The organism is Devosia sp. CN2-171, assembly GCF_049354815.1.
Classification (GTDB): Bacteria; Pseudomonadota; Alphaproteobacteria; order Rhizobiales; family Devosiaceae; genus Devosia_A.
On sequence record NZ_CP186479.1, the window covers coordinates 463,578 to 476,208 of the forward strand.

Sequence of the window (12,631 nt, forward strand, 5' to 3'; positions counted from 1 at the left end):
GCGGTGACCGCCTCTGCGTCGTATTGTCACTGTAGCGCTGTTCGCGACGGATGTCGAAGGGGGCCGGCAGCAGTGTCGGAACGGTGTTCCAGGCTTGATTTCAAGGGCTATTCGGGCGGCTTCCGGGGTTGATTGTCGGGCGATGGTTCCCAAATGCTCCCTATCGAGCGAAGGAAGCACCGATGAGCAAGGACGAGGCCCGACTTCACCGCCAGTTTGACCGGATCGGCCGGGCCGTGCCCGCGAGCTCGGGATTTCTCGCGTGGATCCGCCGGCCGAGTTCGCGCCTGATCCGCATTCCGCTCGGCATCCTGCTGATCCTTGGCAGCATCTTCAGCATCCTGCCGTTCCTCGGCATATGGATGCTGCCGCTCGGCCTGTTCCTGATCGCCATCGACCTGCCGTTCCTGCAGGGGCCGATCAATCGCCTCAGCTTCTGGGTGCAGCGCAAGTGGACGACTTGGCAGCGGGATCGCAAGGCGAAGAAGGGCAACTGAGCCTATTCTAGCGTGCCGTTCGCGATCGCCGCCTCGAGCAGGTCGACCGCGTGGGCGAGCTTCTTGTCGACGATATGCAGGTAGCGCGTCCAATCCGCGATATGGCCGAGTTCGGCATCGCCATCCGAGATACCGCGCAGCGCGATCAGCGGCACGTTGAAGCGCTGGCAGGCGCGCAGCACCGCGTAGGTTTCCATATCCACCGTGTCCGCCTTGATGCGCCGGTATGCAGCGCCGGAGACGATGTTGGCCCCGGTCGAGAGCGTGGCCTTCTCCACGCCCGGAATGAACGGCCCGAGCGGGATGACCGCCGGCTGATCGAGGAACGGCGTGAGACCGGGCTCGAAGCCTAGCGCCGAAGCGTCCATATCGCGATAACCCACCGACACGGCCTGGTAGACGCCGGTCTGTTCTAGGCTCGCCGAGCCGGCTGAGCCGAGGGACACGACAAGAGCAGGGAGCTTACCCTGCTGCTCCAGCTTCGCCAGCGCGTGCGTGACCACTATTGCCGCTTCCACCGGACCGACACCGGTCATCAGCGGTGTGATCCGCGACTTCAGGTGCGGGCCGTACTCGTTGTCGACCGCCATCACGTAGAGAATATCGGCGGAACCGGGTTTGCGAACGGCGAAGGGCATGGGGCCTCGGGTCTGGATTTTCAGCGGCTGGCGAGAGGCGTAGACTGCGCCCCGGGCTTGGGCAATGGAGGACCACCATGCTGCTATCCGACCACCGCGCCTATCCGACCATCCCCGTGTCGAACATGAGCCGTGCGAAGTCGTGGTACCACGACAAACTCGGCCTCGATCCGGCCGAGGAGCACCCGACCGGCACCATCTATCGCCTTGCGGGCGGCACCGCCTTCCAGCTCTACGAGACGCAGTTCGCCGGCACGGCCAAGAACACCGCGATGTTCTTCACCTCCGACGACGTCCGCAGCGACATGAAGGAAATGCGGGCGCACGGCGTGAAGTTCGAGGACTACGACATGCCCGGTCTCAAGACCGACGACGGCATGGCGACGATGGGGCCCTATCACGGTGCCTGGTTCAAGGATTCCGAGGGCAATATCCTTGCCATCGGCGACGAGCCGAACTAGGCGCCTCGCTTGCTGCATTGACAGGGCGCGCGGCGGCCAACAGTCTGCCGCGCCATGACCACCATTGTTTCCGCAGCGGCCGAATTGAAGCCGCGCCTCACCGCCGAGATCGATGCCCGGCGTGACGATCTCATCGCCCTGACGCGGGACTTGATTCGCATCCCGACGGTCAATCCGCCGGGCGAGAACTATCTCGAGGTTTGCGAGTACCTAAAGCAACGCTTGAGCAAACACGGCTATGCCGTTGAACTTGTGCGCGGTGAAGGCAAGCCTGGTGATAGTGATCGTTACCCGCGCTGGAACGTCGTGGCCCGTCGCGAAGGCCAGCAGCCAGGCGAGACGGTGCATTTCAACTCGCACCACGATGTCGTCGAGGTCGGCCGCGGCTGGACCTTCGATCCATTCGGCGGCGAGCTCAGGGACGGCAGGATCTACGGTCGCGGCACCTGCGACATGAAGGGCGGGCTTGCAGCATCGATCATCGCTGCCGAGGCGTTCGCCGACATCGTGCCCGATTATCACGGCGCTATCGAGATTTCCGGCACGGCGGATGAAGAGACCGGCGGCTTCGGCGGCGTTGCCTACCTCGCCGAGCAGGGCTATTTCTCGCCCGAGCGGGTGCAGCACGTTATCATCCCCGAGCCGCTGAACAAGGATCGCATCTGCCTCGGCCATCGCGGCGTGTGGTGGGCGGAGATTGAGACCTACGGCCGGATCGCGCACGGTTCGATGCCGTTCCTCGGCGACAGCGCCATCCGCCACATGGCCGCCGTACTGCGCGAGTTCGAGGAGGTGCTCTATCCGGCGCTGTCGCAGAAGCACACGGCCATGCCGGTGGTACCGCCCGGTGCGCGCCAATCGACCATGAACATCAACTCGATTCACGGTGGCCAGGCCGAGCCGGAGGGCGGTTTCACCGGCTTTCCGGCTCCAGTCGTGGCGCACTCGGCGCGCATCGTGATCGACCGGCGCTACTTGATCGAGGAAAGCCCGGCTGCGGTGCGGCAGGAGGTTGTCGACCTGCTTGAGAAGCTTAGGGCAGAGCGGCAGGGGTTCAGCTACGAAATCCGCGATCTCTGGACGATCTCGCCGACGATGACCGACAAGGAGGCGCCAGTGGTGCGGTCCGTTGCCAAGGCCATCGGCGAGGTCATGGGAGTGTCACCCGAGTACGTTGTCTCGCCCGGTACGTACGACCAGAAACATATCGACCGCATCGGCCGGCTCAAGAACTGCATCGCCTACGGCCCGGGGATCCTCGATCTCGCGCACCAGCCCGACGAGTGGGTGGGCGTCGACGACATGCTGGACTCCGCTAAGGTTATGGCGCTGACGCTGCTGGACCTCTTGGGGCCAGATCGCGTGGCGTAAGCGTTTGGTGGAAAGGCGTTTCTCCCTGCGACGAGAGGTGGCGATAATCCGGTCACGCAACCGGTTCACCTCCAGGCGGAACCGTCCTAAGCTCACTCCAAGGCCGCGGGGGTAAGCGGCTCAATCAGAAGGGATAATCATGCGCAAATCTCTGGTCGTGCTGGCACTTGCCGGCGCCCTGGCTATGACCACCGCGATGACGCCGGCTTTCGCGCAGGCGCGGACCGACGTGAAGATCGGCCTCGTGCTCGAGCCCCCAAGCCTCGATCCGACTGCCGAAGCCGCTGCGGCAGTGGACGAAGTGCTCTACTCCAACGTCTTCGAGGGCCTGACCAAGTTCGCCGCCGACGGCTCGATCGTCCCGGGTCTCGCCGAGAGCTGGACTATCTCCGACGACGGGCTGACCTACACGTTCAAGCTGCACGACGGCGTGACCTTCCACGACGGCTCGGCCTTCGACGCCAATGACGTGAAGTTCTCCCTCGATCGCATCAATGCCGAAGGCTCGCTGAACGCCCAGAAGGCGCTCTACACCTCGATCGAGTCCGTCACCGTGGTTGATCCGCTGACCGTCGAGATCAAGCTCAAGCAGCCCGACGGCAACCTGATCTACAATCTCGCCTGGGGTGATGCGGTGATCGTTGCGCCGGAGAGCGCCGACGCAAACAAGACCAACCCGATCGGCACGGGTCCGTTCTCCTTCGCCAGCCGCGTCGAAGGCGACAGCATCACGCTCGAGAAGAACCAGGCTTACTGGGGGACGCCGGTGAAGCTCGAAGGTGCGACCTTCCGCTTCATCTCCGATCCCACGGCCGCCTTTGCGGCCCTGCAGGCCGGCGACGTCGATGCATTCCCGAACTTCCCGGCCCCGGAAACCGTCGCGCAGTTCCAGAGCGATCCGCGCTTCCGCGTGGTGATCGGCTCCACGGAAGGCGAGACTATCCTCGCCTTCAACAATGCCAAGGCGCCGCTCGACAACGTGAAGGTGCGCGAGGCCATTGCCCATGCCATCGACCGACAGGCGATCATCGATGGTGCCATGTTCGGTTACGGTACGCCGATCGGCACGTTCCTGTCGCCGGCCAACCCCGACTATGTCGACCTCACCGCCCAATCCAACTACGACCCGGAAAAGTCGAAGGCGCTGCTGGCGGAAGCCGGAATCACCGACCTGACCCTGTCGCTGAAGCTGCCGCCGGTCGAAGGCTATGCCCGTCGCGGCGGTGAGATCATCGCCAACCAGCTGGCGGCGGTCGGCATCAAGACCGAAGTCACGAACCTCGAGTGGGCGCAGTGGCTGAGCGAGGTGTTCACCGACAAGAACTTCGACCTCACCATCATCTCGCATACCGAGCCGAACGACATCGGGATTTTCGCCCGGCCGGACTACTACTTCCAGTACCACAATGCCGACTTCGACAAGCTGATCGCCGATCTGGCTGTGACCTCCGATCCGGCCAAGCGCTCGGAGCTCATCAAGGCAGCCGAGAAGAACCTCGCCGACAACTATGCGGTGGGCTTCCTGTTCGAGCTGGCCAAGGTCGGTGTCGAGAATGCCAAGCTCACCGGCCTGTGGGAGAACGCGCCGACCCAGGCGACCGATCTCACCGCCGTATCCTGGACCGAATGAGCTACAAGGGGCGGGTGAAAACCCGCCCCGATTCCGTTTTGACCACCAGCCAGCCCAACACACTCGGTGTCATCCCTGCGAACGCAGGGATCCATTTCTCAGCCAGAGCCAGCTGCGAGTTGGATCCCTGCCTTCGCAGGGATGACACCTGTGTTTGGGGAGGACGCAACGTGTCGACAAGGGCCGCCTGATGACCTCGTTCCTCCTCGGCCGCATCGTCTCACTCGTGCTCAGCCTGATCGCCGCTTCGATCGTCATCTTCCTAGTGCTCGAAGTCGTGCCCGGCGATCCCGCCCAGTTTATGCTGGGCCTCAATGCCACGCCCGAAGCCGTCGCCAACCTGCGCCAGACGCTCGGGCTAGATGGGCCGCTGCTCGAGCGCTACTTCACCTGGGTGCTCGGGCTGCTGCGTGGCGATTTCGGCATCAGCTACACCTACAAGGTTCCAGTTTCGGGCCTAATCGCCGACCGCATCTGGATTTCCCTGCCGCTCGCCATTTACGCGCTGGCGCTGTCGACGCTCATCGCCTTCCCGGTCGGCATCCTTGCCGCCGTTCGCCGCAACTCCACGGCCGACGTCTCCATCATAGGCGCGACGCAGGTCGGCCTCGCCGTGCCGAATTTCTGGTTCGCCATGCTGCTGGTGCTGTTGTTCTCGATCACGCTGCGCTGGTTCTCGGCCGGTGGTTTTCCCGGCTGGCAGGATCCGCTGATGGCGCTGAAGGCACTCAGCCTGCCGGCCATCGCGCTCGCTCTGCCGCAGGCCTCGATCCTGGCGCGTGTTATGCGCTCGTCGTTGCTCGATACGCTGGGCGAGGACTACATCCGCTCTGCCCGCGCCAAGGGGCTCAGCCAAGGCCAGACGCTGTGGCGCCATGCGCTCCGCAACGCGCTGATTCCGGTGCTCACCATCATCGGCCTGCAGTTCTCATTCCTTCTCGCCGGGGCGATCATCATCGAGAACGTGTTCTTTCTGCCCGGCCTCGGCCGCCTCGTCTTCCAGGGCATCACCTCGCGCGACCTGATCGTGGTGAAGTCGGTGGTGATGCTCCTCGTCTTCGCCGTGATCCTCGTCACCTTCCTCGTCGACGTGACCTACGCCCTCGTCGACCCCCGGCTGCGGAGGGCGATGCGATGAGCTCAATCGCAACCGCGCCTCGCAACGACAGCCTGATCCGCGCCGCCTTGCGTTCGCCGAATTTCACGATTGGTGCGACCATCACGCTGGTGTTCGTGCTGGCGGCGCTGATCTCCTTCGTCTGGACGCCTTACGACGTGGGGCTGCAGAACATCCCCAACAAGCTGAAGCCGCCATCGGCCGAGCACTGGTTCGGCACCGATCATTTCGGCCGAGATATCTTCTCGATGATCATGGTCGGCGCCCGCACCTCGATCGCCGTCGCCTTCATCGCGGTGACGGTCGCGATGGTGATCGGCGTGCCGATCGGGCTCTGGGCCGCCGCCAATCGCGGCACGTTGCTCGATGATGTGCTGATGCGCGCCAACGACCTGGTGTTCGCTTTCCCGGCGCTGTTGATCGCCATCCTGATCACCGCCGTGTTCGGGCCGGGCGCCATCAACGCCATCATCGCGGTAGGCCTCTACAATATGCCGGTGTTCGCCCGCCTGTCGCGGGCAGGGGCACTAAGCCTGTGGAACCGCGAGTTCATCATGGCGGCACGCGTGGCGGGCAAGGGCGCCGCCCGCATCTCCTGGGAGCACATCCTTCCCAACATCTTCAACACGCTGATGGTCCAGGCGACGATCCAGTTCGCCCTCGGCATCCTCGCCGAAGCAGCGCTCGCTTATGTCGGCCTCGGCGTCCAGCCGCCGACCCCGAGCTGGGGCAAAATGCTGGCCGACAGCCAGACCATGATCTCGCTCGCCCCGCACGTTGCGCTGGTCCCCGGCCTCACAATCGTCCTGATGGTGCTCGGCGTGAATCTCCTTGGTGACGGGCTGCGCGACATTTTCGACCCGCGCCTGAGGCGGAGCCGCTGATGCCGCTGCTCGAGATCAAGAACCTGTCGCTGGACATCGGCCCGTTCCCGATCCTCAGGGACATCGACCTCACCGTCGATGCCGGCGAGATCGTCGGCGTCATCGGCGAGAGTGGTTCGGGCAAATCGATGACGGCGCTGACCGTGATGCAGCTCTTGCCCGGGGGCGCTGTTACCAAGGGTTCCGTGACGCTCGAAGGCCGCGAGGTCCTGAACCTGCCGGATGCCGAAATGCGGAAAATCCGCGGCGGCACGGTCGGCATGGTGTTCCAGGAGCCGATGACGGCGCTGAACCCGGTCAAGACCATCGGCGACCAGGTGGCCGAGACCGCCATGGTCCACGGTGGCCTCAATCGCGCCGACGCGCTCAAGGTCGCCCGGCAGACGCTTAATCGCGTTGAACTCCCGGCCGATCGCTTCCCGCTCGATCGCTACCCGCATGAACTCAGCGGCGGCCAGCGCCAGCGCGTCGTCATCGCCATGGCCATCGCCATGCGGCCAAAGCTGCTGATCGCGGACGAACCGACCACAGCGCTCGACGTCACGACGCAAGCGCAAATCCTCAAGCTCCTGCAGCGCCTCGTCGACGAGGACGGCATGGGGATGATGTTCATCACCCACGATCTCGGCGTCATCGCCGGCATCGCCGACAAGGTCGCCATCATGCAGCGCGGGGTGGTGGTCGAGGCGGGGCCAACGATCCAGCTCTTCCGCAACCTGCAGCACCCATACTCGAAGGCGCTGTTCGAAGCCTCATCACACGTTCCGACGCGTGTCCCGCCGGCAGTGTCGGGTGGCACACCAGTGCTGGCCGTCGAGGATGTGGTGCGCGAGTACCCGCTGCCCCGACGCGGCTTGTTCGGCCAGCGCAAGGTGCTGCGAGCTGTGGATGGTGTCAGCCTGCGCATCGAGCGCGGCGAGAATGTCGGGCTGGTCGGTGAGAGCGGCTGCGGCAAGTCCACGCTGGCGCGGGCGATCATGGCACTGGAGCCGACACAGGGTGGGCGGATTGCCATCTCGGGCGAGCCGATCGATCCTAGACGTGGCGCGACATTCGCGACACGCCGCCATTTGCAGGTGGTGTTCCAGGACCCCTATGGATCGTTCAATCCGCGGCACCGGGTCGACCGGCTGGTCACCGAGCCGTTCCATCTGCTGGGATCGGCTGCGCCAACTGGTGCCGAGCGCGAGAAGCGTATTTCGAGGGCACTCGAGGAGGTCGGGCTGACTGCCTCCGATGCCGACAAATATGTCCATGAATTCTCGGGCGGGCAGCGCCAGCGCATCGCCATAGCCCGGGCGCTCATCATCGAGCCCAGCCTGATCATCCTCGACGAGGCCGTTTCGGCCCTCGACGTCTCGGTCCGCGCCCAGGTGCTCGACCTCCTCGCCGATCTCTCCGATCGGCTGCAGCTGAGCTACCTGTTCATCTCACATGACCTCTCGGTGGTTCGCTCGATCACCGACCGCGTGCTGGTGATGCGGGCCGGCAAGATCGTCGAGGAGGGGGAGACCGAAGCGGTGTTCCAGAACCCACAGCACCCGTACACACGAGAGCTGATCGCAGCGACGCCGAACCTCGAGGGTGCGCTTGCCAAGCGCGAGGCAGCGGGCGCATAGCCTGACGCCAAACGACGACCGAGTTGCCAATGACCGACCTCAACCTGTTCTTCGATTCCACCAAGTGCTTCATCGGCGGCCGCTGGGTCGCGCCGCTGTCGGGCGACTACCTGCCGATCGAGAACCCCTCGACCGGCGAGACCATCGGGCAAATCCCGCGCGGCAATGCCGCCGATGTGGATGCCGCTGTCGGCGCTGCCAAAGCTGCGCTCACCGGCGATTGGGGCCGCATGCCCGTGGCCGAACGCGGCCGGCTGCTGAGCAAGATCGGTCGGGCTGTTCTGGAGCGTGTCGATGACCTTGCCCGCATCGAGGCGATGGATGTCGGCAAGCCGCTGAAGCAGGCGCGGGCCGATGCGGTCGCTCTCGCCCGATATCTCGAGTTCTATGGGGGAGCCTGCGACAAGATCCATGGCGAGACCATCCCCTATCTCGACGGCTACACGGTCTACACGCTGCGCGAGCCGCATGGTGTTACCGCGCACATCATCCCGTGGAACTACCCGATGCAGATCATCGGGCGCTCGGTAACTGGTGCGCTGGCGATGGGCAATGCCGCCGTGTTGAAGCCAGCCGAGGAGGCCTGCCTCACCGCCATTGCCTTCGCCAAGATCGCCGAGGAAGCCGGCTTGCCCTCCGGGGCACTGAACGTCGTGCCGGGGCTTGGCGAGGAAGCCGGCGCGGCACTGACGGCGCATCCAGGCGTCAACCACATCTCGTTCACCGGCTCGGTGGGTGTCGGCAAACTGATCCAGCATGCCGCGGCCGAGAATGTCGTGCCGGTGACGCTGGAGCTGGGCGGGAAGTCGCCGCAGGTGGTGTTCGAGGATGCCGATCTTGAGCGCGCGCTGCCGTTTCTCATTAACGCCGGTATCCAGAATGCCGGCCAGACCTGCTCGGCCAGCTCGCGCATCCTCGTGCATCGCTCGATCCATGACGAAGTCCTGGACCGGATGTCGGTCCGCTACCGTGCGCTGAAGGTCGGGCCGGCGATCGCCGATCTCGACCTCGGGCCGCTCGTCTCCGAGCGGCAGAAGGAGATTGTCGTCGGGTTCCTGTCCGATCTCGCTGGCGGCGAAATCGCGGGGCAGGGGACCATTCTGGGCGATGCGCCCAGGGGTGGGCACTACCAGGCGCCGACGCTCGTCGCCAACGTCCGCCCCGACAACCGATTGGCGCAGGACGAGATCTTCGGGCCGGTTCAGGTGGTGATCCCGTTCGAAGATGAGGCAGAGGCGGTAGCAATAGCCAACGGCACGGATTTCGGCCTCGTCGCCGGCGTGTGGACCCGGGACGGTGGCCGGCAGATGCGCATGGCCAAGGCCATCAAGACTGGCCAGGTGTTCCTCAACAACTATGGCGCCGGCGGCGGTGTGGAGCTGCCGTTCGGCGGAGTCGGCAAGTCGGGCCATGGCCGCGAGAAGGGATTCGAGGCGCTGTATGGCTTCTCGGTTTTGAAGACGGTGGCCGCGTGGCATGGGTGAAATCATGAGACTGGACGGCAAGGTAGCAATCGTCACCGGCGGCGCTTCGGGATTCGGCGCAGGCATCGTGCGGAAGTTCGCCGCCGAGGGCGCGCGCGTACTGATCGCCGATATCAATGTCGAGGGTGCGGAGGCATTGGCCCGCGAACTCGGCCAGAAGGCCGCGCATGTCGATGTCAGCAAGGATGCGAGCGTCAACCAGTTGTCGGCCGCGGCGCTGATGGCCTTTGGCAAGGTCGACATCCTCGTCAACAATGCCGGTGTGACGCACCTGCCGGCAGCGCTCGAGGACATCTCCGAAGCAGACTTCGACCGCGTGTTCAACGTCAACATGAAGTCGGTCTACCTGACCGCCCGGCACCTCGTGCCGCACTTCAAGGCGCGGAAAACCGGCGCGATCCTCAACGTCGCCTCGACCGCGGCCGTCAGCCCGCGTCCGCGCCTCAACTGGTACAATGCGTCGAAGGGCTGGATGGTCACCGCGACCAAGTCGATGGCTGTGGAGCTTGCGCCGTTCGGGGTGCGGGTGAACGCCATCAATCCGGTGGCCGGCGAAACGCCGCTGCTCAAGACCTTCATGGGCGAGGACACGCCGGAGATGCGGGCGAAATTCCTCGCCACCATCCCGCTCGGCCGCTTCTCGACGCCCGAGGACATGGGCAACGCCGCCTGCTTCCTCTGCTCGGACGAAGCCTCGATGGTCACCGGCGTCGCCCTCGAGGTCGATGGCGGGCGGGTGATCTAGCGGTACTGGGGGGACTGGTGCCGGCAGCAAGAATCGAACTCGCGACCCACTGATTACAAATCAGTTGCTCTACCAACTGAGCTATGCCGGCGCCGGCGCCCGGATAGCATCATGGCCGGTAGGGCGCAAGCGCTGGTGGACTGCTGCTGCCACGATGGGACGGCGCGCCGGGGATGTGCGATCATCGGAGGGTTGATCGTCGAGGCGACGATTGCGGAGGTGCGGTTGGCGAGGCGGCGGAAGATCGAAGGCTTGAAGGGCAAACTGCCAAGACACGCGGCCTTCTACATCGCGCTGGCCGTGGGCGGGGCGGTCTGCGTCGGTTTCCTGTTTGTTGCCCCCGCGTATGCGATCGCCGTCGGTGCGAACGTCATGTTTGCATGCTACCTGGCGTTCGCCTTCTTGGAACTGCCCGTCCTCACTGCCGACTACCTGATGCAACGGCCGGACGATGCCGATTCGCCGGTGGTGGCGATCTTTGGTGTCACGGGGATCGTGGTCGTGGTGGCGGTGGGATCGCTGTTTCTCACCCTCAACGATGGCGGGCACGCGGACGGCCTGCAGATCGCGCTCAGTGTCGTGTCGCTGTTACTCGGATGGTTCACGGTGCACACCATGGCGGGGCTGCACTACGCGCACGAGTACTATGTCGACGACCAGCCGGGGAGCAGCCGGGCCGTGGTCGGTGGGCTCGACTTTCCCGGTGGCAAGGACCCGGACGGCTTCGATTTTCTCTATTTCGCCTATGTCATCGGCATGACGGCGCAGGTTGCGGACGTGGCGATCACGTCGGCGCCGATGCGACGGCGCGTGACGCTGCACGGGGTGTTCTCGTTCCTGTTCAACACCGTGATCGTTGCCGCGACCGTCAACGTCATCGTCACGGTGACAGGCGGTTGAATGCCGGCGGCCAGCGATTGCCGGGTGGCCGGGCTGGTGGTCTACTTGGGTCGGGCCGCGCTGCGACGCGCCAAGTCTTTTGTGAGGGAACATCATGAGACGAACTCGCCTTCTGGCTCTGCCGGTGGCTCTGTCGCTGGGCCTGCTGCTCGCGGCGTGCGACAACAATCAAGCGCCGCCGCCCGCGCCGCCTGCCGCCTCGACGACAGCTACAACGCCGGCGCCGGCGACGCCAACGGCTGAGGAAAAGGCCGCGGCCGACGCCGCAGCCGCTGCGAAAGCCGAGGAAGAAAAGAAGGCGGCCGAGGCCGCCGCTGCCGCCAAGGCTGCGGAAGAAAAGAAGGCGGCTGAGGCTGCCGCTGCTGCGAAGGCCGAGGAAGAGAAGAAGGCCGCTGAGGCTGCCGCCGCTGCGAAGGCCGAGGAAGAGAAGAAGACTGCTGAGGCCGCAGCCGCTGCGAAAGCCGCAGAGGAGAAGAAAGCTGCTGAGGCCGCCGCTGCCGCCAAGGCCGCTGAAGAGAAGAAGGCGGCTGAGGCAGCCGCTGCGGCTGAGGCTGCAGAGGAGAAGAAGGCAGCTGAGGCTGCTGCCGCGGCGAAGGCTGCGGAAGAGAAGAAAGCTGCCGAGGCTGCGGCCGCCGCTGGAAAGGCCGAGGCCGAGAAGGCTGCGGCTTTGGCGGCTGCCGCGGCGAAGGGGAAGGCTGATGCCGAGGCGGCCATCGCCGCAGCGGCGAAGTCAGCTCCGGCTGCTCCCGAGCCCGCGAAGACGGGGACGGCGGCGGCGGTCAAGGGGGCGAGCGATGCAGCAGCCGCGGTTGCTGCCGCTGCTGAGCCCGCAGCGACCGCACCTGCGGCAGCCGAACCGGCTTCCTCTGCCGAATCCAAGGGCGCTGCGGATGCCGCTGCGGCGGTTGCCGAAGGTGCCAAGGAACCGGTGGTGACCTTGCCGGCCATGGGCATCCTGCCGGCCGAGGGGCTGAAGCCGGATACGCGCATCGCTGCCGCCGCCGACCGCAGCAGCATCACGTACCTGGGCGTCTGGGCGCCGGACTTCCTGTCGTGTGGTGAGGTCGACCAGACCGATGTGGCTGACTACCTGGTGGTGACGTCGGTCAGCATTCGTCGCGGCCCCGGCCTGCCTGATATCGTCAACACCGTGCCGGCCACCGACGGCAAGGTGACGGTGAAGGCGGGCGACAGGAGCTTCGAGATCGTCCAGCTGGGCTCGGACACGATCACGCTCAACGGCGAGCAGTTCGTGCGCTGCACCACGCCCTGATGCGAACAAGGC

General features: G+C 65.1%; 12 protein-coding genes and 1 tRNA gene. 11 read left to right on the forward strand and 2 right to left on the reverse strand.

All coding sequences use genetic code 11. From position 1 onward, the window contains the following. Window positions 1-182: 182 nt before the first annotated feature. A complete protein-coding gene (locus tag ACOYW5_RS02355) occupies window positions 183-497 on the forward strand; it encodes a hypothetical protein (RefSeq protein WP_423067667.1) in 315 nt (104 codons plus the stop codon). A gap of 2 nt (window positions 498-499) precedes the next feature. Here the strand turns inward: ACOYW5_RS02355 and ACOYW5_RS02360 are convergent, their stop codons facing one another. Continuing rightward, on the reverse strand, window positions 500-1,135 hold the full coding sequence (locus tag ACOYW5_RS02360) for a 5'-methylthioadenosine/S-adenosylhomocysteine nucleosidase (protein WP_423067668.1): 636 nt from the start codon (window positions 1,133-1,135) through the stop codon (window positions 500-502). 77 nt (window positions 1,136-1,212) lie between these two features. Between ACOYW5_RS02360 and ACOYW5_RS02365 the strand changes: the two genes are divergently transcribed. From ACOYW5_RS02365 to ACOYW5_RS02400, 8 genes are all read left to right on the forward strand, one after another. After that, on the forward strand, window positions 1,213-1,596 hold the full coding sequence (locus ACOYW5_RS02365; RefSeq protein WP_423067669.1) for a VOC family protein: 384 nt from the start codon (window positions 1,213-1,215) through the stop codon (window positions 1,594-1,596). Window positions 1,597-1,650: 54 nt separating this feature from the next. Next, complete coding sequence (locus tag ACOYW5_RS02370; protein ID WP_423067670.1) at window positions 1,651-2,967, forward strand: acetylornithine deacetylase/succinyl-diaminopimelate desuccinylase family protein; 1,317 nt, start codon at window positions 1,651-1,653, stop codon at window positions 2,965-2,967. A 139-nt stretch (window positions 2,968-3,106) separates the two neighbouring features. Then, window positions 3,107-4,597, forward strand: a complete 1,491-nt coding sequence (locus ACOYW5_RS02375; RefSeq protein WP_423067671.1) for an ABC transporter substrate-binding protein — start codon at window positions 3,107-3,109, stop codon at window positions 4,595-4,597. A gap of 190 nt (window positions 4,598-4,787) precedes the next feature. Continuing rightward, window positions 4,788-5,735 carry an ABC transporter permease gene (locus ACOYW5_RS02380; RefSeq protein ID WP_423067672.1) on the forward strand — a complete coding sequence of 316 codons (948 nt, stop codon included), beginning with the start codon at window positions 4,788-4,790 and terminating at the stop codon, window positions 5,733-5,735. Further along, on the forward strand, window positions 5,732-6,598 hold the full coding sequence (locus ACOYW5_RS02385; RefSeq protein ID WP_423067673.1) for an ABC transporter permease: 867 nt from the start codon (window positions 5,732-5,734) through the stop codon (window positions 6,596-6,598). The genes ACOYW5_RS02380 and ACOYW5_RS02385 overlap by 4 nt, the downstream gene beginning before the upstream one ends. Next, on the forward strand, window positions 6,598-8,217 hold the full coding sequence (locus ACOYW5_RS02390) for an ABC transporter ATP-binding protein (protein ID WP_423067674.1): 1,620 nt from the start codon (window positions 6,598-6,600) through the stop codon (window positions 8,215-8,217). Before ACOYW5_RS02385 ends, ACOYW5_RS02390 begins: the two co-directional genes overlap by 1 nt. A 29-nt stretch (window positions 8,218-8,246) precedes the next feature. Next, the gene (locus ACOYW5_RS02395; RefSeq protein ID WP_423067675.1) at window positions 8,247-9,701 is read left to right on the forward strand and encodes an aldehyde dehydrogenase family protein; all 1,455 of its coding nucleotides are present in this window, start codon (window positions 8,247-8,249) and stop codon (window positions 9,699-9,701) included. A 4-nt stretch (window positions 9,702-9,705) separates the two neighbouring features. Then, the gene (locus ACOYW5_RS02400; protein WP_423067676.1) at window positions 9,706-10,446 is read left to right on the forward strand and encodes an SDR family oxidoreductase; all 741 of its coding nucleotides are present in this window, start codon (window positions 9,706-9,708) and stop codon (window positions 10,444-10,446) included. Between the two features lie 15 nt (window positions 10,447-10,461). Here the strand turns inward: ACOYW5_RS02400 and ACOYW5_RS02405 are convergent. Further along, window positions 10,462-10,537: transfer RNA gene (locus ACOYW5_RS02405), tRNA-Thr, on the reverse strand. A 20-nt stretch (window positions 10,538-10,557) separates the two neighbouring features. Between ACOYW5_RS02405 and ACOYW5_RS02410 the strand changes: the two genes are divergently transcribed. Next, complete coding sequence (locus tag ACOYW5_RS02410) at window positions 10,558-11,346, forward strand: DUF1345 domain-containing protein (RefSeq protein WP_423067677.1); 789 nt, start codon at window positions 10,558-10,560, stop codon at window positions 11,344-11,346. Window positions 11,347-11,440: 94 nt separating this feature from the next. After that, a complete protein-coding gene (locus tag ACOYW5_RS02415) occupies window positions 11,441-12,619 on the forward strand; it encodes a hypothetical protein (protein WP_423067678.1) in 1,179 nt (392 codons plus the stop codon). Window positions 12,620-12,631 lie beyond the last annotated feature (12 nt).